This is a genomic window from Erwinia papayae (assembly GCF_058241465.1).
The window spans coordinates 17,809-43,290 of record NZ_JBZCHT010000004.1 but is presented as its reverse complement, the minus strand read 5'-3'; the positions used below and the strand labels follow the sequence as shown (position 1 = coordinate 43,290).

Sequence of the window (25,482 nt, the reverse complement as noted above, 5' to 3'; positions counted from 1 at the left end):
GCCGCCCCAGCGAGCAAAAAGGCACGCCCACGTGCCGTTTTTTGTAGGGGGGCTTGCCCCGCACACCGTCGCAGCCAGGTATCGCGCAGCCAGAAATACATCTGCAATTTATGAAAAAGGAATGACACTTCGTGATTTATTTAACACTGATTTTGTTCAGTCATTACGTGAAGATGTTCCCGCATTTTGTGGTGAGCTAGAAGAAATTGCTTTAGTTAACTCAATTAATGCCACCAAAGGATTTTCTTTAAAAGAGGTTTTTGATGAAGGTGGTTGTTGCTACATTATTGGTTCAACGCGCAATCAAAAGATAATTTCCGCACAAAGAATGATTCTGACTCGGCTGATACAAATAGCAGAGACCAGGGACAGAATAAACAGCACTCCGCGTACTGTTGCTATTTTCCTCGACGAGTTGAAATATCATCTTTCTCGCCCTGCTCTTGAAGGGCTTGTAACCTTACGGGATAAAGGCGTGCATATATTCATGGCTTTTCAGGCGATAGACGATTTGCGTGACTGCCCGTCTGCTATATCAACATCATTAACAGCCATCTGGCGGCCAGCGATGCCGGACGCTGGCACTACGCGATGTATGTCATGCCGGATGACAAAACCAAAACATCGTTAATCCGGCTGTTTGACTCCATCAAAACGGTAATGAGGAACAACGTTCCGGTGCCGTTCGACACGAAAAACCGTGAAATGTTTCTTTTCCGCACCATTGATGAACTGGAGCAAGCAGCCGCCAGCGGCGGCCAGTGATTATTCATATAAATCTATTTTTATAAGGTGTGACAAATGAAATGCCGATCTCGTTTGCTTGTGTTTCTGCCCCTGCTTTTCCCCGCCCTTTGCCTGGCTGACTTTTCTGGCCGTGTTGTTCGGGTCGTCGATGGTGATACTGTCCAGGTACTCACCGATGGCAAAATGGTGAAAGTTCGCCTTAACGGTATCGATGCCCCGGAATCGGGGCAACCGTTCGGCCAGCGCTCGAAGCAGAACCTGTTAAAGCTGGCTGTCCAGAAACAGACTGTGGTCATAGCCAACAATACAGATAGTTATGGCCGCTGGCTGGGAACGTTGATGATTGACGGTATCGATATCAACGCAGAGCAGGTTAAAGCGGGTATGGCGTGGGCTTATCGATATCATGGCCGTGCCAGTGACGAATCAATGCTACGCCTTGAAGAAGAAGCCAGACGGCATAAAATCGGGCTGTGGTCGTCGTCTGACCCAGTGGAGCCGTGGAAGTGGCGCAAACAGAATAAATAGGATTATATTTTTATATAATTCTGATATGGTAAGGTTAATTTTTAGACGGACGAGGGACTTATGATATTCGCTAAATTTCAGTCACTGACCCATAAGATAGACACAATGGTTATTCGTGACATTAAACGGGAGATGCCGTTGAAATACTGGTCATTCAAAGTGGCGGAATGGATCGCCAGAATCGGGATGATTGGCTTTGTTTGTACCTTTCTTACGTATTTCGGACTCGGCCTCATCATGCAGCACTCAGGCCAAAACCTGCCGGAATCGTTTACTGAGGGATGCGCTCAAGCCATCGTTGCATTGATAGCTATTGCCCTGGTCGGTTTCCTGGTCAGAGGCGGGTTGTACGTCGATCTGGAAAAAAGAATCCTGGATAAGTGGCAGGGCTACGTTCAGTGATGGTATCACCCGGCCAGTGGCCGGGATACCGGGTGACTTAATGATGTTTTTTCCAGAATTCCTGGTACGCCTCGAACAACTCCCCATGTTTCATATCGTTGGCCGCAGCAATGGAGCGGAACTCACGTTTCAGCTCCATATCAATGTATAAGTTAAGCTGTGCCTTACGGCCATCAGCACTTTTCCGGGTAGGATTAAAGCCGTGTTCCGTGTCCGCCTGGCTTGGCGGCTCACCTTTGGTATTGCGCGGTTTTGCTGGGACGTTCGCCATAATATCACCTCATAGATAAATATAATTATATTATTATATACTACTGCGTAAGCGTTGTCAGTCGGTCGATCACACCCTGCACAACATCATCAGCTTTTTGCCGTGGGCCAGGAAAAGGCGACTCCGTAAGAGCAAGCCCTTTATCCTGCGCCTGGCTGAACGATGTCAGAAAAGGAATAGCGCCCGGAATGACGGGAACGCCGCAGGGTTGCAGGTATTCCAGCGCCGCGCGATATTCACTCTCACTTTCACTTACCCCCGCAAACACCACCGCCATTTTATCTGTCGAATGCCCTTTGTTACGCAGCGCGTTTACGGTCGTAACGGTCGTTCGTAGATCGTCTACGCTAAACCCTGTCGGCAGTACCAGCAAATCGACAATATCAATCAGGCTGAGTAACGATTTCGTCGCATACGCCGCACTGTCGATGACAATCAAATCCCATTGCCCGGATTCAATCTGTTTCTTCGCCTGTGAAACCGTCCCGCATCCCTGAATTGTCACCGGAGGTTCAAAACCATTCCGCAACCTACGTTGCCCCCAGTCAGGAAAGACCCCTGATCGATATCCATATCCAGCCCAAGAACCCCCCATCCTGCTTTTGTATACTCGGTGGCGATAGCCCGTGACATCGAGGACTTTTTCACCCCACCTTTCCCGTTAGCCAGCGCGATAACAGCGGTCATAAAACCCCCTATTAAAATATTTTTATAGAAAAATATAGATTTGGTTTGAGTGTAGCGCAGCCACACAAAAGAGTAAATATAAACCTATAACAATATAATTATAGGTTTATACATTTTTTTTATTCTGCCGCCATAAGCTCACATCGACACTCACCGCAAAGCAATACAGCGGAGGGTTTCGCCCATGCGTTCAGCCCACATTCCGGGCAGGTAAATTTCATGCGGGTGCCAGTACCCTTTACTGGCGGTTTGATCATTACGCTGAGATCGTCATCGTCTGGAATGAGTTCCGGGCGGGATTTGCTGACGGTCAGTGATAGCCGATTGATAAGGTCAGTATCGTTTTCATCGGTGACGGCCAGCCAGTCATCGAGGATATCGCTGTTAATCTTTGAGGTAACGATTGCTCCGTCAGACCAGCGATCATACCAGGAGATAGAGAAACCATTTTTAAGCAGGTCATACACGGCTTTCTGAAAGCGGCCACCACGGATAATGTAGTGCGTCATCTGCTGCCCGTTCTTTTTCCCGCCAGGTAAGCCGGTATTTGATGGCATAAGCCCGACTTCCTCCATCTTCGCGCCCCATACACGATCATGATAGCCGCCCCGGCATTTTTTAACGGGGGCGTAATGCTGCCACACGTGCACCATTTCATGCACCAGTGTTGACAGGGTATCGGCCAGCGAACGGCCACCGAAGTAATCGGGATTCATCGCCAGCTCCGATACGCTGGATTCCCCTGTGAAGCGTTCAGGCGCGAAATAACCAAAGGTGTTACGACCGCGCTGTAACGTAATCAGCAGATCCGGCAGAGCCTTATCAAAGAGGGAAAGATTGAACCAGTCATAAGCCTGTTGAAGCTCACTGTATGCCTTAATTGCGGGTTTGATATCGGACATAACACTATCTCCATAGGAATTGTATTGCACAATACAATTGTAGGGTTTGGCGGCAATCCACACCGTGACCGAAATCATATTATTATATAATTATAGAAAAATAGAAAGTGATATTATCGACGGTTCGTAGGGAAAGGCGGGGGAAATGGAAAGATGTTAAATTTGTTAAAACTTTCGTGGTTCTTAACAAAAAATTAACCATGCGGTATCGGCCAGTTTGACCGGAAATCACGTATACAAATGACGCCTTGAAGCGAGAAAACAGCGCTAATCGCTATTTGTTATATAGAAATCGTGGATTTAACATAAAAGGCATTTGGCGAACCAAATTTTGGGGCTAACCGAGCAAAAATGGCAGCCCCAGAGGGTGGGATTAAATACCGTCTAGAAGAAAATCAATCGCGGCTTTAACCTGGGTACGATGAAGGGAAGCATCGCAGAACACAGCCCCCAGAGAACGGGCGGGAATACTCGCCATTTCATGCGTCATAACTGCATATTCTTTATCGTCGGTCAGTCTGACAAGCGGAACCAGCCGTTCCGGGCGGGTGCTGCCTGGGTACTTTTCAACAGGCAGCAGCGGGATCACAATCCTGCGGTTCAACTGGCCGATAATATCGCTGGTTACATCAAGCAGCAGAGGATAGACGGCGCTCTTTCCGGTGTTACTGTATACGGTGAACTGCATTTTTAAAATGTCCTGTACTCATCGCTGAAACAACCATGTTCATCGTGAAAACGATTAAGAGCTTCCAGCGCTTCGTTGTTTTCCTCCTGCCATTTTTTCGCTTCATACTGGCGTAGTTCAGCGTCAAGAGCTGCGGTCAGAGTGGCGCTGAGATTAATTCCAGCCTCACGCGCACGGCTGAGTAAGGCACGTTCTACGGTCATAGTAACGCTTTGCGTTGCTCGTTGTGTTGTTGCCATAAATACCTCGCGTCAAATACCGTGTAACAAACACGGCTCATTAGACGTAGCATAACACCAAAATGCAATGTAGCGGAAAAATCAGGGCTTCCGGCGTAGCTTTCCCGTTTAGCGTGAGTTTTCGTTCCATTGAGGAACGGGGATTGATGCGCGTCAGCGCATGTAAGGCGGCAGGATGAAATGACAGGTAGCACTGAGGGTTATCCGCCGATACCAATGAGGGCTCAAAGGGATCGCCTATCCATCCCTTACCCTGCAAAGCCATAACCCACTAAAAGCGGCTCAGGGGCTTTTGTGCGCGGTCGGAGTGGTCACAACAAGGCGAAGCCGCAGTTGGGGCGTATCTCCGCGTTAGCGGGTCGAGAGAGCCGCTTACGAGCGTGTAAGCAAGATGTTCAGCGATATTTGCTGACGCATCCGGCGAGGCCGGATTTGTCCAATCCCTCGACGGCTAACAGGCGAGCTGTTAGCCCTCTCACGATTCCGATCTAAATGCCCCGCGCTTTAGCGTGGGGAGCTACTTTTGAGGCGCTTGCGCCGATGCTGTTCGGTTATCCACTTTTTAAAGGGGATAACAGTAATGTCTTTTATTTTTTTTGGTTTATCTTTTAATACGTAAGTAATTAAAAGATAAACCAAAGAGTAATTGCGGCATATCGTTTGCACTTCATTGTCACTTACCCACAAGCTATACAGCAGTTGTGGAAGGTCTACGCCGGAACCGCCGAAAAATCCGTCATTCAGGCAGGGGGGATGGTTTGGATTTCGAAAATTATTGTACGTTTAGGCTATTTTTTGTACTGAGGTTTATTGCAGACGTGCAGAATCCCCGCCAGCTAAGGCGGTAGTTTGTGGAGGTCAGGCAAAGGTTGGTGAGTAGTATTCCTGTTTGCGCTGGCGAGCAGCGTCACGCCTCGCTTTCATCCTGGCTAATCCGGCTGCGGCCTTGCGCGTCCAGTTTTCAACCCTGATTGCGATTAACCGCACATCCCCGGATGATATGATTTCATTCGGGTCGGCCTTAAGTAGCCTGGCGCGTTCCCGGTAGACCTGTTTCAGCGGAACGCCGAGAATGGCAAAGAAATCCTCTGTTACCTCAATGTGCTTACAGGCACAACGGGCGTCATAAGGATTGAAGGCTGCTTTCTCTGTGATAATCGCATCCAGCCAGACCAGGCGATCGCATCCGTTACTCGCACGGGAGACAGATTTATTTCCGGCATCACTGCGAGTAGACAAACCTGCGCGATCAGAAAGCGTCTCTAGGTTATGCCGGGTTTGCCAGTCTCTTAAATCCAGATCGTCAAAGATGGCCAGCATCAGCTCGCAGAGTGTTTCGATACCGTATTTATTGGCCTCGTTGACCCAATACTTGTTGTGCCGGATGCGGCGCCGAAGTTCGTTTTTGATTTTGATGCGCCCGGCTTCGGTCGCCAGCGACTTAATCCACCGATTGAGGAACCGGCGACGCCTGCGCGAGGCAACGTTATAGCAGGGGCTTTGCTTTGCGACGCCCGTAGGTGATACGGACGATTTGAGAGAGACTCTTATCAGTCACACCCGCCAGCACTTATGGCGGTGTAAGGGGGTTGTGTTAGGTTATGCATTTGCTATAATCCTTCACAGGCCAGCGCCTGCTTTTGACCCCCTGATTATCCTCCGTTCCGCCAAGTCCGAGAGGGATTTTCAGGGGGTTTCTGCATTCAGGGGTTGAGCTTCTGCTTTCCCCCTTCCCTGGACGCTATTACCGGGAACGTCCCACCCGCATGAATACTGTAAACGTCGGTAAATTACCACGATGTTACATTAGGATCAATTATCACATCAAAGATCTGCAAAAACACCATCTGGTTTTTTGTATAGAATTCATTAACTTGTTTGAATTACAAAACATTGAGACTGTTAATATAGATCTCCATTAGCTCACATCATCCTACCATTAAAAACACGTAACCCCTGATTTTTACGCAAATTTTTTGTGTAGAAATCAGGGGTTGGACAAGCGAAGCGCGGCAGCGTCCCACCAGTAATCTAGCTATAGCTCACTCTTTCAGGTATTCGTTCAACTGGGCTACGGTTTTTCTCACCTTATCGAGCTTTGATGATAATTTTCTTGCTTCTATTACTACCGAATTGTAATGCGGATTTGACTCTGGATCGGTGCGCTCTCGGTGAAATTGCAAGACAGCTTTAGCAAAATCATCATCCTCGGTGTAAAAATAATTCGCTGGATAGTCGAGTAATTCCGCAATTTTTTTAACCAGACTAAACGGCGGTTCCGTTCTCCCTACCTCGTAGCTCGAAAATCTAGAGCGTGTATTAACCCCTTCTTCCACGCTGAGAAGCTGGGATAATTTTGCCTGCGATAATCCTGCCTCCATCCTGGCTTCTTTCAGTCTCTTAGGCACCATATATGCAACCCCCCTTTGGGGATCCCATCTTACAAGGTGTTAAAAACCTCACAGTCAATATAATGAATCACTATCAAAGGTTGATTTTGAATCATTCGATGTTATTATCATTAGCAGTTCTTGATGTTGACACCCCGAAATGACTGTATAAAATACCAGTTGTAAATTTATACAGTTAAGCTATGAGTACGCGCTCTAAGTTCCGCCAACTTAGGACGGCGGAAAATGGGGGCTTGTGCCCATTAGGGAGGATCTTATGTATGAATGGTACGTTTTATACTGCAACAATCAGGATGTTGAACGCATCACCCGAAGAGTCGAGGGACTGGATGTCGAGGTGTTTTGCCCCCGCTATATCAAAGTAACGCCACGTAAGGATTGCCGGGCGGTACGTCAGGAAGAGAAGGTGTTGTTTCCTAATTATCTTTTCCTCTGCTTTGACGTCAACATAACGCATACATCGACAATCACATCCATTCCGGGCGCTCATGGTTTTGTCAGCTTCGGTTCAACACCCTGCACCGTCCCCAAATCAGTGATAACAGCGATTGAATGCGCCCGTCTGATGGCGCTCAATCCTGATGAAGATGCTATCGAGTGCCGAAATATTGCTCCGGATTTGCTGGCAAAAATTCAAGAACTCTCTCTGATAAGGTCTCCGCTCCAACGCCAGGTAGCCTTTTCAAAACTACTCCAGAACCAATACCACTAACCACAACCTGACCTCCCTTGCACCGCAGGCTTCATAAGCTGCGGTGCTTTTTTCATAGGAGTTTTTACCTCATGCCGAAAAGCGTACCAGGCAAATCAATCGCGGCTGTTATTTACATCGGGCAAAAGCGCTATCAGGAGTTAGAAAAGCAAGCCCGCGAAATCAGCTACCTGTCTGAATCAAATATCCGGCCAAGCACCTTTCTCCAGTTCCTAATGGATGAATTTGGTGAGCAAGCCCGTACTGAGCTGCTCCGGCAGCTACACGCAGAGAAACAGAAGGAGTAATGCAATGAGAAAACCCACCTATAACGTGTACGTCACGCAGGAAACCCAGCCCGACGAGAACGGCGAAAAAAATACGTACTGGACGAAAGTCGGTGCGGCCTTCGCACACAACGGCAAGCCGGGGCTGAACATCATGATCACGCCCGGTATTTCCGTTTCCGGCAAGCTGGTACTCCTCGAACCTAAAGATGACGCAGCGCCGCAGGCTGCCCCTGTGAGTTAAAACAGGGAGACAGCACAATGAAGAATCTTACTGCCTGGCTTGCGTTCGCTGGCTGGCTGTTCGTTCTGTTCATCATCTGGATCTGGCTGATCACCAGTTTTCTGTTCTGAGGTTGCCATGCTTTCCACCACTGCTTTTCTGGCGGTGGCTATGCAGTGTGCCGCCACCGTTCACCCTTCTACGTCCCTCGATGTGGCAAGGGTGGAGTCCGGTTACAACCCCTATGCCATCGCTGAGATCGTGCCTAAGCCCGAACGGAAACCCGGCGATAAAGGCTTTATTACTCACATGCCAAAAAGTAAGGAGGATGCAGTCAGCATCACCAATCAGATTGAGGCGAAAGGTCGCCGCTACTCTGTTGGTCTGATGCAGATAACCAGCACCAATTTTAAGCGTTACGGCGTCACCGCTACTGACCTTTTCAATCCCTGCATCAATCTTTCCGTCTACGAAAAAATCATCACCGACTGCTACCAGCGGGGCGGCACCCTGAAAAGGGCGTTGAGCTGCTACTACTCCGGCAATTTCAGTACCGGACAACAGCAGGAACCCGCTTTTTCAAAGACGAGCTATGTACAGCGGATTGGTTACTCCCCGGCGGATACCCGCTATGCCGTTCCCGGCACCCGCGATGATATCGCAACCCCAGCGGCCACCCTGAAAGCTACGCCAGTGGATGCGCCGACGCGCCCGCGCGTGGTGTGGCCGGGGGCGATCGTTCGCGGCGTTCCGGCTCAACTCCGCCAGAAAAAGGCGGCCACCGTCTATTACCCCGCGCAGGTTGTGCGCGGAAATCGCGATGTAACAACGAAAGAGGAAGAAAAATGAAACTTTTCAGTAAGGTAAAGGAATTAATCAGCCGTGCATCTGCTTATGTTCTGACTCCGGCCATGAGCATTTTTGCTGCCAGTCCGGCGTTCGCTGATGGTTTTAGCCGGGCAAATACCATCATGGAGAAGGTATCCAGCGGGCTGCATGGTCTGGCGGCTATCACGATCACCGTGGCCGTGATCTGGATTGGCTATAAGACCCTGTGGAAAGGCGAGAGCCTGTCGCAGTGCGGCTACATCATCATTGGCGGCATTTTAATTGGCGGAGGCAGTGAAATCGGCGCTCTGCTGATGAGCTAAGAGGCTGAACATATGGCAAAGCTGCTCAAGGCAATGAAACGCCCGGCGGCGCTGTGGGGGGTGCCAATGGTGCTCCTGCTGGCCGTCACGGGTGTAACCATCATCGTTGCTATCTGGACTTCCGTCGCTCTCCTGTTCTTACTTCCTGTGCAATTTCTGGTGATGAAGTCCCTTACCAGAAATGAACCGATGCGGTTCAATCTGATTGCCGTATGGCTGAGAGCGAAGGGAAAGCCGGTAGCAAACCGTTTATTTGGCGCAACAACATTTATGCCCGTTGAGCATGATGATGTTGATATCAAGGAGTTTCTCGACGCCATGAAACTAAATCAGTGTGCCACCATCAAGAAGTACATCCCGTACTCATCGCACATTCATCAGCATGTGGTTCGTTCCCCTAAGAGCGATCTGTACTGCACCTGGGAATTGATGGGAACGCCGTTCGACTGCGAGTCTGACGAATCGCTCCAGTTCGGGACGAACCAGTTACACGGGCTAATCCGCTCATTCGAAGGTATGCCCGTTACTTTCTATATCCATAACGACCGCAATACGTTTACCGACAATCTTCATAAAGATTCCGGCAACCCGTATGCAGATGAAGTTAGCCGTCTTTACTACGCTTCTGTCGGTCTGTTCCGGCGCAACCGCCTGTTCCTAACGGTCTGCTATCGCCCGTTTGTCAGCCTTGAAAAAGCAGAACGCAAACGGATGAAAGACAGCCAGAAACTAAAGGAGCTGGACGGTGCTTTGCTGGAAATGCTGGAAATAAAAAGCACGCTCGATACCGCGCTGTCACGCTATGGTGCGCGGTCTCTCGGTACATTTACCGAAGGAAACGCGGTGTTTTCTTCGCAACTGGCTTTCTATGAATATCTGCTAACGCACCAGTGGCGAAAAGTGCGCGTCACCCGTACCCCGGCCTATGACGTGATGGGGGCGGCGGCGTTGTTCTTTTCGGCTGAATCCGGGCAGATAAACCACGCCAACGGTACGCAATATTTCCGGGGGCTGGAGGTTAAAGAGTTCTCCGAAGAAACCGCCACAGGGATGATGGACTCCCTTCTTTACGCCCCCTGCGATTACGTGATCACGCAGTCTTATACCTGCATGTCACGCGAGGAAGCGAAAAAAGCCATTAAGCGTACCCGTCGCCTTTTGATGAGTGCCGACGACGATGCTGTTTCCCAGCGGCTGGATCTGGATGTGGCGCTTGACCTGCTGACATCGGGGAAAATCGCTTACGGAAAGCACCATTTTTCCATCATGGTGTATTCCCCGTCGCTGGAAAGCCTGGTTGCTGATACTAACGAAATCAGTAACGCGCTGAACAACATCGGGATAACGCCTGTTCCGGCAGAAATATCGCTTTCAGCGGCGTATATGGCGCAACTGCCAGGCAACTACAACCTGCGGCCACGTAAAGGGGAGCTGAGTAGCCAGAACTTTGTGGAGCTGGCCGCACTCCATAATTTCTATCCGGGCAAGCGCGATAAAGCCCCCTGGGGGGATGCGATGGCTTTACTGCGCACCCCGTCAGGCGATGGCTACTATATCAACCTGCATAACACACTGGCAGATAAGGACGAATTCAACGAGAAGAACCCGGCCAGTACCTGCATCCTCGGTACGAACGGTTCGGGTAAAACCATGTTGATGACGTTCTTTGAGATCATGCAGCAGAAATACGGGCGCGAGGATAGTTTCTCCCCGGATGCCAAAACCAAACGGCTGACAACCGTTTACCTCGATAAAGACCGGGGCGCAGAGATGAACATCCGGGCGCTGGGTGGCCGTTACTACCGGGTTATCAGTGGTGAGTCTACAGGGTGGAATCCGTTCTCGTTGCCTGCAACCAAACGCAATATCAATTTCATCAAACAACTGATGAAAATCCTTTGTACCCGCAACGGCTCGACGATCTCCCCACGCGATGAACGCCGTCTGAGTGATGCGGTTAATGCTGTGATGAATGACGAGCCGCAATATCGCGTCTACGGCATTACCCGAATGCTGGAAAATTTGCCTGAGCCGGCTACGAAAGAAGCCCAGGAAAACGGCCTTAGCATTCGGCTGTCACAGTGGGCGCAGGGCGGTGAATTCGGCTGGGTGTTTGATAACGAGTCTGACACGTTCGATATCAGCAACTGCGATAACTTCGGCATCGACGGAACGGAGTTCCTGGACGACGCAAGCGTATGTGCGCCAATTTCGTTTTATCTGCTGTACCGCATTACCAGCCTGCTTGACGGGCGACGCCTGGTCATTTTCATGGATGAATTCTGGAAGTGGTTACGCGACCCGGTGTTTAAGGACTTTGCTTATAACAAGCTGAAAACCATCCGTAAGCTGAACGGGATGCTGGTCGTCGGTACTCAATCCCCGGCAGAGATCATCAAAGATGATATCGCTCCGGCAGTGATTGAGCAGTGCGGGACACAGATTCTGGCGGCGAACCCCAACGCCGACCGCGCACACTATGTTGACGGTATGAAGTTTGAGCCGGAAGTGTTCGACGTGGTGAAAGGGCTTGACCCGCAAGCCCGCCAGTATGTTGTGGTGAAAAATCAGTTCAAGCGCGGCGATACCAAACGTTTTGCCGCTCGTGTCACGCTCGACCTGTCGGGTATCGGCAGATACACCAAAGTCATGAGCGGCGATGCCCCCAACCTCGAAATATTCGAATCGATTTACCGGGAAGGAATGCAGCCTCATGAATGGCTCGATACCTACCTGGCTAAAGCGCTCTGACCCAAAGGAGATACACGATGAAAACTCGCTTTCGTACTCTTATTCTGGCTTGCTTCATTGCAAGCCCACTGGCTCATGCTGGTATTCCCGTCGCTGTTGATGCTGACCCTATGCGGGACATGCAGTGGGCGCAGGAGTTAAAGCGCTGGATGGAAACAGCCAGACACTACCAGTCACAAATACAGGCATATAAAGACCAACTGGCGACGGCCACTGGCGTTCGTGATATTGCTGATTTTGTAGATCAGGCCAAAGGCCTGAAAGCTGACCTTGAAAAGCTGCGTAAACCCGGACAGGCACTGAATGATTTGCTTCTCTCCGGCGGTTCCTCCGGGCAGTTCGATGCGTTGTACGAGAAGTATAAAATTTTCGACACCTGCAACACGGCACAATCGGGAAGTTATGCCAACGTATGCAAGCAGCAGGTCATCAACAAGGCTATCCAGCTTGAGCAAACCGACGAGGTTCAGAATCAGGTAAGCCAGACCCTGGGGGAAATTAACAGCCTCTCCAACAGGGTAGCGCTAGCCAAAGATTCGAAAGAATCTCAAGACCTTGCAAACAGTATTCAGCTAAAATCTGTCATGCTGAATACGCTTACCACCCAATGGGAAATGAGCGTAAAAGCAGCAGAGAAGCGCGAAAATGCGCTTGAGGCGGAGCGTATTAAACAGTGGAATCAACAACAATTAAATGCTCCCGATATAAATTTTAACTAATGGAGTCACATATGAAAAAAATCATATTATTTACAATCATATCAAGTATCGTTTCTCTGGCTGGGTGCAAAGAAGAAGCCAAAACCACAAAGTGGTATCGTGACCATCCAGATGAATTAAAAATTGTTTATGACAAATGTCAGAAAACAGGGAGTGCATCAGAAAATTGTAAAAACGCTAATGAAGCCCACTGGCAAATACAGCAACTAAATGCTCCAGAAATAGATTTTAATTAGAGGGTTTTACTCATGGCTGGTATTTTTTCGTCAGTAGAGAAAAATTTAATTGGCGGGCTAACCAACGTAGCCCAAGGGCAGATGATGATCTACTCCAACATGATGATGGGGCTGGCGGCAACGTCAGCCACATTGTACATCATGTGGCGTGGCTACCAGACGTTAGCGGGTAAACTCTCCACGCCTATGGAAGACACGATGTGGGACATCATGCGGATGGCGATCATCCTGTCTTTTGTGGCTAACGTCAGTGGTTATCTCGATGGAGTTATAGACGCAATCAACGGACTAAAGGAGGGGTTTTCCGGCGGAGAAAACATATGGCAAATGTTAGATAACTTATGGAAAAGTGCAAGAGTATTAGGAAAAACTCTACATAACATGGATAATTCCACTTATGTTAAAGATGAGGGTTGGACAGCTCAATTCTATGTCTGGCTTGGTACTTTCGCGCTGATGATTGTAACGGCTTTTGTGTCGATGGTTGCCGAAGTCATGATTATGCTACTTAGCATCACCGCGCCTATTTTTATCTTTTGCCTGATGTATGGCTTCCTGCGCCCGATGTTCAACAACTGGCTACAAAATATTTTTGCAGCGATATTAACCATACTATTTTCAGCTTTATCTCTTCGTATTGTTATCAATTTTTTAACGTCGAGAATGGCAGAAGCCACCGCACAAGCGGGTAAAGCAAATATCGTAGAATTAGGAGCACAAGTCTGTCTTGCTGGTTTCTGCGCCGCAATACTGGTGTATATCTCCGCTAAAGTAGCCGCAGCACTGGCCGGGGCAAGTGCTACCGTATCCATGCAGGGGCTGGCCGCTGTAGGTATCGGTGCTGCTGCTTTTGGTGCCGGGAAGCTGGCCGGGGGAGCAGTTAAAGAAACCAAACGTTCCGCCCAGGACAACATTCAGGGCTGGAAGGATGCAAATGCAGGTAAGCCTGGCAAGCCCGGAGGTGAATTAGGCTATAACGCTTCTAAAGCGCGTAAATACGCGATTGAGCAGATGATAGCCCGGAACGAAGCGCGGAGGCTGGCACAGTCGAGAGATTCCGCGGTTAAGAAGTTCAACAGCTAGGCCAGACGTCTCCAGCCCATCCCCCCGAAATACCAACCTATGAAAATATAATTATATTTTCATATTTCTAATTCAGTTGAGGAAATCATTGATGAAACTCTTGATTGCGCTGGCTTTGCTGTGCGCGCTTTCTGGCTGCGCCCAGAACACGCCTCCCTCTGCCTTTAGCGGTAAGGGAGAACCCGTAAACACCCCTCAAATTATGGCGGAGTTAAACAGTCATGAGTGAACAGAAATTAATTGCTGAATCCCGCACCTTTGAGCAGCAAATGATTGAGCGGGATAAACGCGCCACGAAAGCCGGTTTTGTTGTTGGCGGCGTGGGTCTGCTGATTGCGGTACTGGCGCTCGTCGCCGTGGTCGTGATGTTGCCACTGAAACAGACGGACGTCGAGCTGTATACCGTGGATAACCACACGGGACGGGTGGAACACGTTACCCGGACATCGAAAACCAGCCTGACCGCAACAGAAGCCTATCAAAAGGCGATGGCCGCAAACTACGTCAAAGTACGTGAGAGGTATGTCTATCCATCTTTGCAGGACGACTACGAGACGGTACAGGTCTACAACGCTCCCCAGGTAAACGATGACTATCTGGCGCTTTACGCCGGAAAAAACGCCCCTGACAAGGTTTATAAGAACGGGGCGCACACCGTGAAAGTGGAGATCTTGTCCAACCAGATCACCGATGCGACAGCCCCTGATAGGGTCGCCACCATCCGCTACAAGAAGATTATCCGCCGTCTGGCTGATAACAGCACCCGCAACGAATATTGGGATGCCCGGTTCACGTTCCATTCTGACCCTGACAAGGAAATGAGCGATGCGGAACGCGAGATCAACTACTTCGGCTTTACCGTCACCAGTTGGCAGACCGACCGCGAAATCCGGGGAGGTGAATGATGAAAAAGTTAACGTTTACCGCACTGGCACTGATGATGTGCGGCGCGGCATGGGGTGCGGCCATACCGCAGGCAAGCCGCTATGACTCCCGCGTTCAGCAGGTTATCTATAACCCGCAGAACGTCACCGTCGTTAACACCAAACCCGGCTTTATGACAACGCTGGTCTTTGATAACGATGAGGCGGTCATAAGCGCCAAACCCGGCTTTGATGAGGCGTGGGAAGCCACGCCGGATGCAAACCGGGTCAACGTTCGCCCGGTCGCGCTCACGCAGGGAGCGCCCGGAGAAGATGGCAACACAACGCAGGTCGTGATCCCCCCGAACAGCCGGGACTGGCATACCAACATGCTGGTTGTCACCAGTAAGCGCCTGTACAACGTTGAGCTGAACGTCATTGACGATAAATCGACGCAGCAACCCGCTTTCCAGGTGAGCTATCGCTATCCGGGCGAAGAACGGGACAAAGCCAGTCGGGAGGCGACGGCCAGACAGCGCGAGTGGGAGCAGAAACAGCAGCAGGCCAGCGTCCAGAAAGCGCTGAACTCGGCGCAGACGCCCCGCAACTGGAGTTACACCCAATATCCGGGCAAAGGCAGTTTCAACATTGTTCCCGATTTTGCTTACGACGATGGCCGCTTTACGTTCGTGGGCTTCTCCCCGTCTAAGTCCATTCCTTCCGTCACCAAAGAGCTGAACGGCAAAGAGCATGTGGTTAACAGCAGCATCCAGAAAAAAGGCGACTTCACCGTACTGGTGATTCAGGAAGTGACGCCCCGCCTGGTACTGCGTTCCGGTAATGCCGTTGTGGGTCTGGAAAATAACGGATTTGGCAAGGTACACGCCGCCGATGGTTCCACCGTATCCCGGCAGGTGGAAAGAGTGGAAAAACCGGAATCCAATTAACCTATAAAAATATTTTTATATTTTTATAAAAGGAAACGCGCATATGAACGACGAAAACAAAGTGCCTGTGCCGGATGAAGCGCAGGCGTCCCCGGCACACGCTGAGGATGATATTGCCACGCTTGAGCGGGAAGCCCGCGCTAAAAGGGAGGCCGAGCTTCTCAATGCGCAGGACGACGAAGAGAAAGACCCGGTACAACCCGCCGTTAACAAGCTGAAAAAGCGTAAACGGGGCAAAGCAACCGCCTTTCTTGCCATTGTCGCGGTCGCGCTTATCTTCCTGGCATGGGGCGGTAACTGGGTTTATCGCAATATCCTGTGGCAGCCCACGGAAGAAAAGAAACAGGACACAGCCCCGCAGACGAACAAAAGCGATTACCGACAGCGTAACGATCTCGGTATGTCCACCGATACAGCCGAAGAAGAGCCAGAGCAGCAGAACAACAGCCAGAGCAGCACGGCGGGAACAGGGCAGGCGGCTCCGGCAGCCCCGCCAGAACTCAATAAAGCCAGTTTCCTTATTCGCCGTGACGGTTCGGCCACCACACAGAACCAGGTAAAAACCCGGCAGCAGGAAATGACGCTGACATCGGCAACGACCACCGGACAACAGGACAGCAGCACGGCCACACCTCCCGGTCAGCCGCAAAATACCGCCGCACCGTCACCGGGGCAAAGCCCCGTACCAGTACGGCGGATACCCTATAACCCTGACCTGTACATCCCGGAAAATACCTCGATCCCCTGCTCACTGGATCGCCGCTTTGTATCTGACCGGGCGGGGAAACTTCGCTGCACGGTCACTACTGACATCTGGAGCGCCAGCGGCAACACGAAGCTGATAGAGAAAGGCACCACGGCATCATTACTTTACCGTGCCATAGCGGAAGAAGGTATGAAGCACGGGCAAGGGCGGGCATTCATCATTGCGACGAAGTTGCGCACCCGTCAGCCGCCTTATCTCGATATCCCGCTGGTTGATACCAGCGCGGCTGGCGAGCTGGGCGAGGCTGGCGTCGATGGCTGGATAGATTCGCACTTTTGGGAACGGTTCGGCGGCGCGTTAATGGTCGGCATGATCCCCGATATTGGCGCATGGGCATCCAACAGCGCGGGTAAGAAAGACCGCAATACGGACTATACGGAAAACAGCCGCCAGGCTATGGCGGATATGGCACGTACAACGCTGGAGAACAGCATCAATATACCCCCAACGCTCTATAAGAATCAGGGCGAGATCATCAACCTGATCACGGGAGAGGATATTGATTTCTCTAACATTTACACACTGAAAATCAAACGCTAAAGGAATACGTTATGACGAGAGAAAACAAGAAGCGCCTAGCCATTCTGGTTATGTACATTGCACGAATTGTCGGCCAGAGCCTGCGTGATGTACCACTTGTATTACTTATCGCGGGTTTTCTGTTTCTGCTGTTTGCGCCGCCCACGGCGTGGATGGCCATCAATCAAATCTGGTATCACCTGCGCCCTTTAACTGACCGTGAAGCGGTCATGTTAGGAAAAAGTGTGTCTGGCTTACTCCAGCTTGCCTGGCTGGTTGCTGCCAGTTCTCGCTTCATTCTTTCTGTTGATGAACTCTCTTCCCGGATGAAAGAGGTAAAAGATGACCGCTAAAAATATTTCCCTCGACCGCTATAAACAGCGTTTCTTTGGCGACTTTCTGGAGCTTCCCGGCCTGACGGAAATCGCCGTCAACCGTCCAGGTGAGCTGTATACCAAAATCAACGGCGTATGGGAGCAGCACGCCGTTCCTTTGAGCTATGAGGATTGCTACAACTTTGCCCGGTGCCTGGCAAAGCACCACGGCGACAATATCGAAGATATTAAGCCGGGACTGTCAGCCACGCTGGAATCTGGCGAACGGTGCCAGGTGATTGTTCCCCCGGCCTGTGAGCGCGATACGGTGTCTATCACCATCCGTAAGCCATCGAAGGTACAAATCCCGCATCAGTCATATATCGATGCGGGATTTTATAACCGGGTAACAGGCGAGGAAAAAACGGAGACGCACGACGAGGAATTAATTGCATTGTACAATACAAAAAATATTCCTTTGTTTATGGAGAAATGCGTCGAGTACGGTAAAACGCTCGCGGTCGCCGGGGAAACCAGTACCGGGAAAACCACCTATATGAAAATGTTGATAGGGTATATTCCTGTACATCTTCGGATATCAACCATTGAGGACAACCCGGAAATCACGTTCTTTATCCATAAAAACTACGTCCATCTTTTTTATCCGTCAGAATCATCAGATGAAAAAGGGTCTATCGTTACCCCGGCTAGCCTTTTACGCTGGAATTACCGTATGAACCCTGACCGAATTTTATTAACAGAGGTTCGCGGTGCGGAAGCCTGGGACTTCCTTAAAATAACAGGTTCCGGCCATGAAGGGAGTATGACCTCCATTCATGCAGGATCAGCGAAAGAAGCTATAGACGGGTTTATTACCCGTTGCTATGAAAATCCACAGTGCGCCCAGCTCCCCTATACATTTATGTTACGTAAGGTTCTGGATAGCCTGGACGTGATTGTGAGCATTGATTTAGACGGAAATGTCCGCCGTATGAATGACATTTATTTCCGTCCAATCCATCGCAATCAATATTTTGAGGAAATGAAAGCATGATAAAGAAACTTAAAGTAATCATGTTGGCGGCAATAGTTACCGGATGTTCATCGCCACCGCCTCCCGTTCCTGTAGAGTGGGATAAAGCCGCAGAGCCATTAAATACCAGTTTACCGCAATGGAGTGATAATAACGTTATAGTCCCTTCCCCGACAGTTAACGGTAAATGGACATCATCAATCAGCGCACAAAGTTTCCACGATACAATATGGACTCCAGCAGTATTTTACGCAGTCGCTCATTCAACACGGATTGTCGTCACTGCACAATCCGGTACTGATTTTTTTAATGCCAAAAACTGGCTTCGCCAGAATGGCGCAAAAGGAGTTGTTGAATACCAGCCTGTCTTTAATTGTCTGACGTGCAGAGAAACCACCATTTATTTCTCTCGTCAATCCATTTAAGTAATACAATCTAATAAGGATTTATCATGAAAAAAACCGTTATCACGGCGGCTGTATTATGCCTGACCGCAGGAACGCCGATTTATTCATTTGCCGCTGACCCATGCGAAGTTGTTCTTTGCATGTACGGAAAAGCAACGGGTAATAGTGGTGGGAGTGAATGCAGTTCAGCAGAACGCGCATTTTTTAAAATCAACGCTTTTAAAAAACACCATCGTTTTAATCCGGGTAAAACATTCGATATGCGAAAAGATTTTTTAGGCGAATGTAAAGCCGCAGACCCGGAAGCAATCAGCAAAATCATGTCTAAGTTCGGACGCATAAGGGGGTAATATTATGAACTGCATAGGATGCTATGGACGTCCTGATAGTTTGGCAAATAAAATAGACAACCTGCTTTCACTTAGCGGGACAACTGTTTTTATGATCTTGGCCGTTCTGGTTCTCTTGGGTATTGGCTTACTAATACATATGTATGCCAATAGAAAACCAGATAAAAAAAGCTAATACAGGAGAATTATTATGTTACCTAGTATTTTGCTCCCTGTCATCGCGTGGGCTGTCATTGTTATTATTCTGCGCAATGATAAAAGTAGCGCTATCATCCCTGTCAGGGTAGAAAGAGGGAATAGCATCACGCAAACATCAATATCCCATAAAGACCTGTCACACATTCATTACCGTGCACTGACGTCCAGACCTTTTTATAGATTTGTCGCCACTCTGATTTATCAATGGTTGCGTAGCCTGACAAACGTCATTTATCTGTTGCCACGGGCAATTGTGTATATAGCTTTTATCTACTGTATCTATGACCCTTCCGTTATAACTCGGGTTAATCTTTCCACCGTGCAATTGGTGTTTGAGACGCTATCGAAGAATATAGAGTCAGTTATAAGTCTGATTCTGGCTATCTCGGTACTTGAGCTGGTTTATCGTGAAAGGTTTTATTGTCTTTCTTCCAGTTCAATAAATGAAATTGGCGAGTATAGAACCCACCTTATCCGACAGCATTTGAATTTCCCGGAAGACGCAAAAATCGTCATTCAACGTAGCAAAAGGAAAAAATCGGAGGGGTAATTATGGCTGATGATATTTTTATTCAGAATATTAAATCGAAAAATAAAGACAGAATATCGGCGGCGGTCATATACGATTTGATAGAAAAAGAAGCACATCGCGGTTGCGGGCTTCATTATGAAATCTATGAAAGTAGATTGATTGGCGGGTTGCTTTTACATATCGCGCTTCTGAATTAAAAAGACGCCACCACGTTAAGGGAATATGCCGAACGAAAGGGAACCAGAATTGACGATGATGCCTATCGTGAAGCACTGGAAGCTGAAAGGGAGTGCAGAACTGAAATATACCGCGAGCAGATGTAATCACACAAAACAAAAGTGTATTGTACAATACACAGACTAACAGGCGGCGGGATTTTAAGGCTTCATTATTTTTGGCTTCAATTTCGAAGAAATTGTTAAGACGAAAAATAATGAAGTGGTACGCGGAAAGAAAATTCAATTTCGAAGAAATTGCTAATTTTCAGGAACCGCGCCCACCTGCGAACATTCGCCCACAGCGAATTAAGCAGGCCGGGGGGAGCCGCAAAAATTTTGCCGCCCCAGCGAGCAAAAAGGCACGCCCACGTGCCGTTTTTTGTGGGGGGCTTGCCCCGCACACCGTCGCAGCCAGGTAATATTTCCCGCCCCAGCGGGGGATATTACCGATTAGGCGCGACCAACCCCTTTAAAGCAGCGTTCCGATTTTTTCGAGCTTGCGAGGAAAAATAGGCTAAACGCAGCGTCTTAAAGGGGTTGGTCGCGCGTAGCGCAAGACGGTGTGCCGCCTTTGACCTTGGGGGTTTTGGCTCGGCGTCCAGCCGGGACATTACCCCCATGTGTCATGCAGTGAGGGCGTCCAGCCCGAACGTAATGGCACACGCCGTTGCCCGTCATTCGGGCGTTTCAGAGGACAGACGACCACTGGTCGGCTGTATTCTGAAAGCTCGGATAACGGGCTTGATCGCCACTGGCGATCAGCGCCTTTTGCCTATTCATCGGAGCATACTATGGGAGCATCGCATGGGAGCGTGGTTACGCTCCTATAAGCCGCTCCCATCTTTTGCGCCCAACACGTCAGTTTTCGTATGGAGAAAATAGATATGGGTTCCCACCTGATGCAAAGGCTGAATGCCTTTGCCGATGCATTTTCCTTTTTTCTGTTATGGCTGCAAAACAGCCCTGTCATATTATCCCTGCTAGCAGGTCTTACATTACCTTTTATATTTCACCTTCCCCGCGAGGAAAGAAAGAACGCCCCGTTCTGGTTAAAGTCGGTGGCGTGTGTGTCCATTTTCTTTTTTATATTCGGCACCATATCACCGCTAACTATTCAGGGGTTGAGCTACTTTTTTAAGTCACTCGACAACAACATACTGTTTAGAGTTCCGCTATGGATCATGACCATAATATTTACGGCAGCAGGATTAATATTTCATATTGCAGCCCGACGACTTTTAGCAGGAGAAATTGACAACCTAAAACATCGAATGATTAAGAAAAGCAAGCTGGAGAGAAATACCAGAACGGATGTACGCAAAGTAAAAGAGTTATTACCCGACAGCATAGAATACAATCCACTCGATTACATTGATTTAAAGAAAGGCGTTTTTATTGGCTTAAACAAAGATGACCAGCCGCAATACATAACCATAAAAGAATTTAAAACCCAACACGCAGCAATTATCGGAACAACAGGTTCCGGGAAAGGCGTAACTGCGACCGTCCTACTTTATCAAGCTATTCTTTTAGGTGAGGCTGTTTTTGTAGAAGATCCAAAAGATGATGAATGGGCACCTCACGTACTTAGGGAAGCATGTAAAAAAGCAGGCAAGAAATTCACACTTATAAATTTAAATAAGCTAAATTTCCAGCTTGATTTACTGGCTGATATTTCTCATGAACAACTGGAGGAATTATTTAACGCTGGCTTTAGCTTGGCTAAGAAAGGGGAGGCTTCAGATTTTTATCGTATTTCTGACCGTCGCGCAGCCAGAAATACATCTGCAATTTATGAAAAAGGAATGACACTTCGTGATTTATTTAACACTGATTTTGTTCAGTCATTACGTGAAGATGTTCCCGCATTTTGTGGTGAGCTAGAAGAAATTGCTTTAGTTAACTCAATTAATGCCACCAAAGGATTTTCTTTAAAAGAGGTTTTTGATGAAGGTGGTTGTTGCTACATTATTGGTTCAACGCGCAATCAAAAGATAATTTCCGCACAAAGAATGATTCTGACTCGGCTGATACAAATAGCAGAGACCAGGGACAGAATAAACAGCACTCCGCGTACTGTTGCTATTTTCCTCGACGAGTTGAAATATCATCTTTCTCGCCCTGCTCTTGAAGGGCTTGGAACTGCACGAGATAAAGGCGTGCATATATTCATGGCTTTTCAGGCGATAGACGATCTGCGTGACTGCCCGTCTGATTTAAATGGCGATTCAGTTATTGGCGCTATCATTGAAAACGCCAAATTCAAATTAATTTATAAAATCCAAAACCCCGAAACAGCAGAATGGGCGGCAAAAATGACAGGCTCTATCCTGGTCGATGATGAAATGAGGAAAGTACGGACTGATTTATCATTGACGGAAAAAGTGGATACAGACCGAATGATAAGACAGGCAGAAAGTTACTACGTTGACAGTAATATGTTTTTAAATCTCCCTGAAAAAGTTGGTTTTGTCTTTACGTCAACTGAACTACCAAGAGCTACAAAGATGTTTCAGGTTCAGGTCAAAAAAGAAAACATCGAACTTCTTTCATTTGAGTATAAACAAGCCACACCAGAAAAAAATGAAAGTCAGGAACATAAGCCATCAATCAATCTGTGAGGGCTGAAATGCTTATTCATAACGTTGCAGAAAGGAAAGAAGCCGCAAACAGAAAAATGCTTGCATTGCTGACATTCCTTAAAGAAGAAACATACTCCGATTTTAAAACGCTGAAAAAAGTTGTCGGGTTCAAGGGTAAAAGTCACCGCCCAACGTATGCGCTACTGAATAAAGCGGTTGCATTGGGGTTTCTGATAAAACATGAATACCCGGTAATAGCCGGAAAAAAATCACTATGGGGTATCACCATGCAAGGGCTGGCGATGGTGGTTAAACCAGATGATAAAGTATTCCCCGGTTATTTTGAGCCGGGGAAACTCAAATACTGGACGCTGGAACACCGGCTCCTGAATCATCGGGTCAGAATTGCACTGGAAGAGAAAGGCGGGCAAGGCTGGCTTAATGGTGATCGGGGGGAGTTTATTGCGCGTTATCCAGGAGTTCGCCATCGTCCTGACGGGATCATCACGTTAGATAGCGGCGCAATCGTCGCCGTCGAAACTGAGCGCTCGATGAAAACCCGCGCACGCTATATCAACATCATTAACAGCCATCTGGCGGCCAGCGATGCCGGACGCTGGCACTACGCGATGTATGTCATGCCGGATGACAAAACCAAAACATCGTTAATCCGGCTGTTTGACTCCATCAAAACGGTAATGAGGAACAACGTTCCGGTGCCGTTCGACACGAAAAACCGTGAAATGTTTCTTTTCCGCACCATTGATGAACTGGAGCAAGCAGCCGCCAGCGGCGGCCAGTGATTATTCATATAAATCTATTTTTATAAGGTGTGACAAATGAAATGCCGATCTCGTTTGCTTGTGTTTCTGCCCCTGCTTTTCCCCGCCCTTTGCCTGGCTGACTTTTCTGGCCGTGTTGTTCGGGTCGTCGATGGTGATACTGTCCAGGTACTCACCGATGGCAAAATGGTGAAAGTTCGCCTTAACGGTATCGATGCCCCGGAATCGGGGCAACCGTTCGGCCAGCGCTCGAAGCAGAACCTGTTAAAGCTGGCTGTCCAGAAACAGACTGTGGTCATAGCCAACAATACAGATAGTTATGGCCGCTGGCTGGGAACGTTGATGATTGACGGTATCGATATCAACGCAGAGCAGGTTAAAGCGGGTATGGCGTGGGCTTATCGATATCATGGCCGTGCCAGTGACGAATCAATGCTACGCCTTGAAGAAGAAGCCAGACGGCATAAAATCGGGCTGTGGTCGTCGTCTGACCCAGTGGAGCCGTGGAAGTGGCGCAAACAGAATAAATAGGATTATATTTTTATATAATTCTGATATGGTAAGGTTAATTTTTAGACGGACGAGGGACTTATGATATTCGCTAAATTTCAGTCACTGACCCATAAGATAGACACAATGGTTATTCGTGACATTAAACGGGAGATGCCGTTGAAATACTGGTCATTCAAAGTGGCGGAATGGATCGCCAGAATCGGGATGATTGGCTTTGTTTGTACCTTTCTTACGTATTTCGGACTCGGCCTCATCATGCAGCACTCAGGCCAAAACCTGCCGGAATCGTTTACTGAGGGATGCGCTCAAGCCATCGTTGCATTGATAGCTATTGCCCTGGTCGGTTTCCTGGTCAGAGGCGGGTTGTACGTCGATCTGGAAAAAAGAATCCTGGATAAGTGGCAGGGCTACGTTCAGTGATGGTATCACCCGGCCAGTGGCCGGGATACCGGGTGACTTAATGATGTTTTTTCCAGAATTCCTGGTACGCCTCGAACAACTCCCCATGTTTCATATCGTTGGCCGCAGCAATGGAGCGGAACTCACGTTTCAGCTCCATATCAATGTATAAGTTAAGCTGTGCCTTACGGCCATCAGCACTTTTCCGGGTAGGATTAAAGCCGTGTTCCGTGTCCGCCTGGCTTGGCGGCTCACCTTTGGTATTGCGCGGTTTTGCTGGGACGTTCGCCATAATATCACCTCATAGATAAATATAATTATATTATTATATACTACTGCGTAAGCGTTGTCAGTCGGTCGATCACACCCTGCACAACATCATCAGCTTTTTGCCGTGGGCCAGGAAAAGGCGACTCCGTAAGAGCAAGCCCTTTATCCTGCGCCTGGCTGAACGATGTCAGAAAAGGAATAGCGCCCGGAATGACGGGAACGCCGCAGGGTTGCAGGTATTCCAGCGCCGCGCGATATTCACTCTCACTTTCACTTACCCCCGCAAACACCACCGCCATTTTATCTGTCGAATGCCCTTTGTTACGCAGCGCGTTTACGGTCGTAACGGTCGTTCGTAGATCGTCTACGCTAAACCCTGTCGGCAGTACCAGCAAATCGACAATATCAATCAGGCTGAGTAACGATTTCGTCGCATACGCCGCACTGTCGATGACAATCAAATCCCATTGCCCGGATTCAATCTGTTTCTTCGCCTGTGAAACCGTCCCGCATCCCTGAATTGTCACCGGAGGTTCAAAACCATTCCGCAACCTACGTTGCCCCCAGTCCAGGAAAGACCCCTGATCGATATCCATATCCAGCCCAAGAACCCCCCATCCTGCTTTTGTATACTCGGTGGCGATAGCCCGTGACATCGAGGACTTTTTCACCCCACCTTTCCCGTTAGCCAGCGCGATAACAGCGGTCATAAAACCCCCTATTAAAATATTTTTATAGAAAAATATAGATTTGGTTTGAGTGTAGCGCAGCCA

Annotated in this window: 34 protein-coding genes and 3 pseudogenes; 27 read left to right on the top strand and 10 right to left on the bottom strand. The window is 48.8% G+C overall.

Features of this window, described 5'->3' with window-relative positions; translation table 11 throughout:
* From AC3RPL_RS02865 to AC3RPL_RS02850, 4 genes and pseudogenes are all read left to right on the top strand, one after another.
* Positions 1-538: pseudogene (locus AC3RPL_RS02865) on the top strand (hypothetical protein); the annotation flags it as partial.
* Positions 532-765, top strand: a pseudogene (locus tag AC3RPL_RS02860) (MobC family replication-relaxation protein); the annotation flags it as partial. The pseudogenes AC3RPL_RS02865 and AC3RPL_RS02860, both read left to right, overlap by 7 nt.
* Before the next feature lie 36 nt (positions 766-801).
* Positions 802-1,275 carry a thermonuclease family protein gene (locus tag AC3RPL_RS02855; protein ID WP_152660266.1) on the top strand — a complete coding sequence of 158 codons (474 nt, stop codon included), beginning with the start codon at positions 802-804 and terminating at the stop codon, positions 1,273-1,275.
* Positions 1,276-1,335: 60 nt separating this feature from the next.
* A complete protein-coding gene (locus tag AC3RPL_RS02850; RefSeq protein WP_039326088.1) occupies positions 1,336-1,677 on the top strand; it encodes a hypothetical protein in 342 nt (113 codons plus the stop codon).
* 37 nt (positions 1,678-1,714) lie between these two features.
* On the opposite strand, the gene AC3RPL_RS02845 is transcribed toward AC3RPL_RS02850, so the two are convergent.
* The 8 genes from AC3RPL_RS02845 to AC3RPL_RS02810 all read right to left on the bottom strand — a co-directional run bounded on the left by AC3RPL_RS02845 (position 1,715) and on the right by AC3RPL_RS02810 (position 6,875).
* On the bottom strand, positions 1,715-1,948 hold the full coding sequence (locus AC3RPL_RS02845; RefSeq protein WP_004178129.1) for a hypothetical protein: 234 nt from the start codon (positions 1,946-1,948) through the stop codon (positions 1,715-1,717).
* 40 nt (positions 1,949-1,988) lie between these two features.
* Entirely contained in the window at positions 1,989-2,453 is a 465-nt protein-coding gene (locus AC3RPL_RS02840; RefSeq protein ID WP_490738897.1) for a P-loop NTPase family protein, read from the bottom strand.
* Positions 2,450-2,635 (bottom strand): nucleotide-binding protein, encoded by a 186-nt coding sequence (locus AC3RPL_RS02835; protein WP_490738896.1) that lies wholly within the window; start codon positions 2,633-2,635, stop codon positions 2,450-2,452. The genes AC3RPL_RS02840 and AC3RPL_RS02835 overlap by 4 nt, the downstream gene beginning before the upstream one ends.
* 119 nt (positions 2,636-2,754) lie before the next feature.
* Positions 2,755-3,537, bottom strand: coding sequence for a SprT-like domain-containing protein (locus AC3RPL_RS02830; RefSeq protein ID WP_006122320.1), 783 nt, complete (start codon positions 3,535-3,537; stop codon positions 2,755-2,757).
* Between the two features lie 373 nt (positions 3,538-3,910).
* On the bottom strand, positions 3,911-4,225 hold the full coding sequence (locus tag AC3RPL_RS02825; protein WP_059339556.1) for a CcdB family protein: 315 nt from the start codon (positions 4,223-4,225) through the stop codon (positions 3,911-3,913).
* Positions 4,226-4,227: 2 nt separating this feature from the next.
* A complete protein-coding gene (locus tag AC3RPL_RS02820; RefSeq protein ID WP_025861853.1) occupies positions 4,228-4,464 on the bottom strand; it encodes a type II toxin-antitoxin system CcdA family antitoxin in 237 nt (78 codons plus the stop codon).
* 858 nt (positions 4,465-5,322) lie between these two features.
* Positions 5,323-5,910: a RepA family replication protein gene (locus AC3RPL_RS02815; RefSeq protein WP_490738898.1), complete on the bottom strand. Its 588-nt coding sequence runs from the start codon at positions 5,908-5,910 to the stop codon at positions 5,323-5,325.
* Between the two features lie 596 nt (positions 5,911-6,506).
* Entirely contained in the window at positions 6,507-6,875 is a 369-nt protein-coding gene (locus AC3RPL_RS02810; protein ID WP_009309975.1) for a helix-turn-helix transcriptional regulator, read from the bottom strand.
* 256 nt (positions 6,876-7,131) lie between these two features.
* Between AC3RPL_RS02810 and AC3RPL_RS02805 the strand changes: the two genes are divergently transcribed.
* From AC3RPL_RS02805 to AC3RPL_RS02695, 23 genes and pseudogenes are all read left to right on the top strand, one after another.
* Positions 7,132-7,587 carry a transcription termination/antitermination NusG family protein gene (locus AC3RPL_RS02805; RefSeq protein WP_009309974.1) on the top strand — a complete coding sequence of 152 codons (456 nt, stop codon included), beginning with the start codon at positions 7,132-7,134 and terminating at the stop codon, positions 7,585-7,587.
* 71 nt (positions 7,588-7,658) lie between these two features.
* The gene (locus AC3RPL_RS02800; protein ID WP_490738894.1) at positions 7,659-7,874 is read left to right on the top strand and encodes a hypothetical protein; all 216 of its coding nucleotides are present in this window, start codon (positions 7,659-7,661) and stop codon (positions 7,872-7,874) included.
* A 4-nt stretch (positions 7,875-7,878) separates the two neighbouring features.
* The gene (locus AC3RPL_RS02795; protein WP_004178172.1) at positions 7,879-8,097 is read left to right on the top strand and encodes a hypothetical protein; all 219 of its coding nucleotides are present in this window, start codon (positions 7,879-7,881) and stop codon (positions 8,095-8,097) included.
* Positions 8,098-8,214: 117 nt separating this feature from the next.
* On the top strand, positions 8,215-8,925 hold the full coding sequence (locus AC3RPL_RS02790; RefSeq protein ID WP_004178175.1) for a lytic transglycosylase domain-containing protein: 711 nt from the start codon (positions 8,215-8,217) through the stop codon (positions 8,923-8,925).
* On the top strand, positions 8,922-9,227 hold the full coding sequence (locus tag AC3RPL_RS02785; RefSeq protein WP_490738893.1) for a TrbC/VirB2 family protein: 306 nt from the start codon (positions 8,922-8,924) through the stop codon (positions 9,225-9,227). The genes AC3RPL_RS02790 and AC3RPL_RS02785 overlap by 4 nt, the downstream gene beginning before the upstream one ends.
* 12 nt (positions 9,228-9,239) lie before the next feature.
* Positions 9,240-11,978: a VirB4 family type IV secretion/conjugal transfer ATPase gene (locus AC3RPL_RS02780; protein WP_490738892.1), complete on the top strand. Its 2,739-nt coding sequence runs from the start codon at positions 9,240-9,242 to the stop codon at positions 11,976-11,978.
* 17 nt (positions 11,979-11,995) lie between these two features.
* Positions 11,996-12,697 carry a TrbJ/VirB5 family protein gene (locus tag AC3RPL_RS02775; protein WP_490738891.1) on the top strand — a complete coding sequence of 234 codons (702 nt, stop codon included), beginning with the start codon at positions 11,996-11,998 and terminating at the stop codon, positions 12,695-12,697.
* Between the two features lie 11 nt (positions 12,698-12,708).
* On the top strand, positions 12,709-12,933 hold the full coding sequence (locus tag AC3RPL_RS02770) for an EexN family lipoprotein (protein WP_032152566.1): 225 nt from the start codon (positions 12,709-12,711) through the stop codon (positions 12,931-12,933).
* A 12-nt stretch (positions 12,934-12,945) separates the two neighbouring features.
* Positions 12,946-14,016, top strand: coding sequence for a TrbL/VirB6 family protein (locus AC3RPL_RS02765; protein ID WP_490738890.1), 1,071 nt, complete (start codon positions 12,946-12,948; stop codon positions 14,014-14,016).
* A 91-nt stretch (positions 14,017-14,107) separates the two neighbouring features.
* Positions 14,108-14,245, top strand: coding sequence for a hypothetical protein (locus tag AC3RPL_RS02760; protein WP_490738889.1), 138 nt, complete (start codon positions 14,108-14,110; stop codon positions 14,243-14,245).
* Complete coding sequence (locus tag AC3RPL_RS02755) at positions 14,238-14,921, top strand: VirB8 family type IV secretion system protein (protein ID WP_004178111.1); 684 nt, start codon at positions 14,238-14,240, stop codon at positions 14,919-14,921. The genes AC3RPL_RS02760 and AC3RPL_RS02755 overlap by 8 nt, the downstream gene beginning before the upstream one ends.
* Positions 14,918-15,826 (top strand): P-type conjugative transfer protein VirB9, encoded by a 909-nt coding sequence (gene virB9 / locus AC3RPL_RS02750; protein WP_490738888.1) that lies wholly within the window; start codon positions 14,918-14,920, stop codon positions 15,824-15,826. Before AC3RPL_RS02755 ends, virB9 begins: the two co-directional genes overlap by 4 nt.
* Before the next feature lie 43 nt (positions 15,827-15,869).
* A complete protein-coding gene (gene virB10 / locus AC3RPL_RS02745; protein ID WP_490738887.1) occupies positions 15,870-17,132 on the top strand; it encodes a VirB10/TraB/TrbI family type IV secretion system protein in 1,263 nt (420 codons plus the stop codon).
* A gap of 11 nt (positions 17,133-17,143) precedes the next feature.
* Positions 17,144-17,464, top strand: a complete 321-nt coding sequence (locus AC3RPL_RS02740) for a hypothetical protein (protein ID WP_032722553.1) — start codon at positions 17,144-17,146, stop codon at positions 17,462-17,464.
* On the top strand, positions 17,454-18,479 hold the full coding sequence (virB11, locus tag AC3RPL_RS02735) for a P-type DNA transfer ATPase VirB11 (RefSeq protein WP_000125558.1): 1,026 nt from the start codon (positions 17,454-17,456) through the stop codon (positions 18,477-18,479). Before AC3RPL_RS02740 ends, virB11 begins: the two co-directional genes overlap by 11 nt.
* Positions 18,476-18,883 carry a cag pathogenicity island Cag12 family protein gene (locus AC3RPL_RS02730; protein WP_490738886.1) on the top strand — a complete coding sequence of 136 codons (408 nt, stop codon included), beginning with the start codon at positions 18,476-18,478 and terminating at the stop codon, positions 18,881-18,883. Before virB11 ends, AC3RPL_RS02730 begins: the two co-directional genes overlap by 4 nt.
* Positions 18,884-18,909: 26 nt before the next feature.
* Positions 18,910-19,215, top strand: coding sequence for a conjugal transfer protein (locus tag AC3RPL_RS02725; protein WP_490738885.1), 306 nt, complete (start codon positions 18,910-18,912; stop codon positions 19,213-19,215).
* A 190-nt stretch (positions 19,216-19,405) separates the two neighbouring features.
* Positions 19,406-19,963, top strand: a complete 558-nt coding sequence (locus AC3RPL_RS02720) for a hypothetical protein (RefSeq protein ID WP_490738884.1) — start codon at positions 19,406-19,408, stop codon at positions 19,961-19,963.
* 2 nt (positions 19,964-19,965) lie between these two features.
* A pseudogene (locus AC3RPL_RS02715) lies at positions 19,966-20,268 on the top strand (dpoa decarboxylase).
* 779 nt (positions 20,269-21,047) lie between these two features.
* Positions 21,048-22,784, top strand: coding sequence for a type IV secretory system conjugative DNA transfer family protein (locus AC3RPL_RS02710; RefSeq protein WP_071678781.1), 1,737 nt, complete (start codon positions 21,048-21,050; stop codon positions 22,782-22,784).
* An 8-nt stretch (positions 22,785-22,792) separates the two neighbouring features.
* A complete protein-coding gene (gene mobC / locus AC3RPL_RS02705; RefSeq protein ID WP_490738895.1) occupies positions 22,793-23,548 on the top strand; it encodes a MobC family replication-relaxation protein in 756 nt (251 codons plus the stop codon).
* Between the two features lie 36 nt (positions 23,549-23,584).
* Entirely contained in the window at positions 23,585-24,058 is a 474-nt protein-coding gene (locus AC3RPL_RS02700) for a thermonuclease family protein (RefSeq protein WP_152660266.1), read from the top strand.
* A 60-nt stretch (positions 24,059-24,118) separates the two neighbouring features.
* Complete coding sequence (locus AC3RPL_RS02695) at positions 24,119-24,460, top strand: hypothetical protein (RefSeq protein WP_039326088.1); 342 nt, start codon at positions 24,119-24,121, stop codon at positions 24,458-24,460.
* 37 nt (positions 24,461-24,497) lie between these two features.
* Here AC3RPL_RS02695 and AC3RPL_RS02690 read toward each other — a convergent pair whose 3' ends face one another.
* Positions 24,498-24,731 carry a hypothetical protein gene (locus tag AC3RPL_RS02690; protein ID WP_004178129.1) on the bottom strand — a complete coding sequence of 78 codons (234 nt, stop codon included), beginning with the start codon at positions 24,729-24,731 and terminating at the stop codon, positions 24,498-24,500.
* 40 nt (positions 24,732-24,771) lie between these two features.
* The gene (locus AC3RPL_RS02685) at positions 24,772-25,419 is read right to left on the bottom strand and encodes a nucleotide-binding protein (protein ID WP_004178130.1); all 648 of its coding nucleotides are present in this window, start codon (positions 25,417-25,419) and stop codon (positions 24,772-24,774) included.
* Between the last annotated feature and the right edge of the window lie 63 nt (positions 25,420-25,482).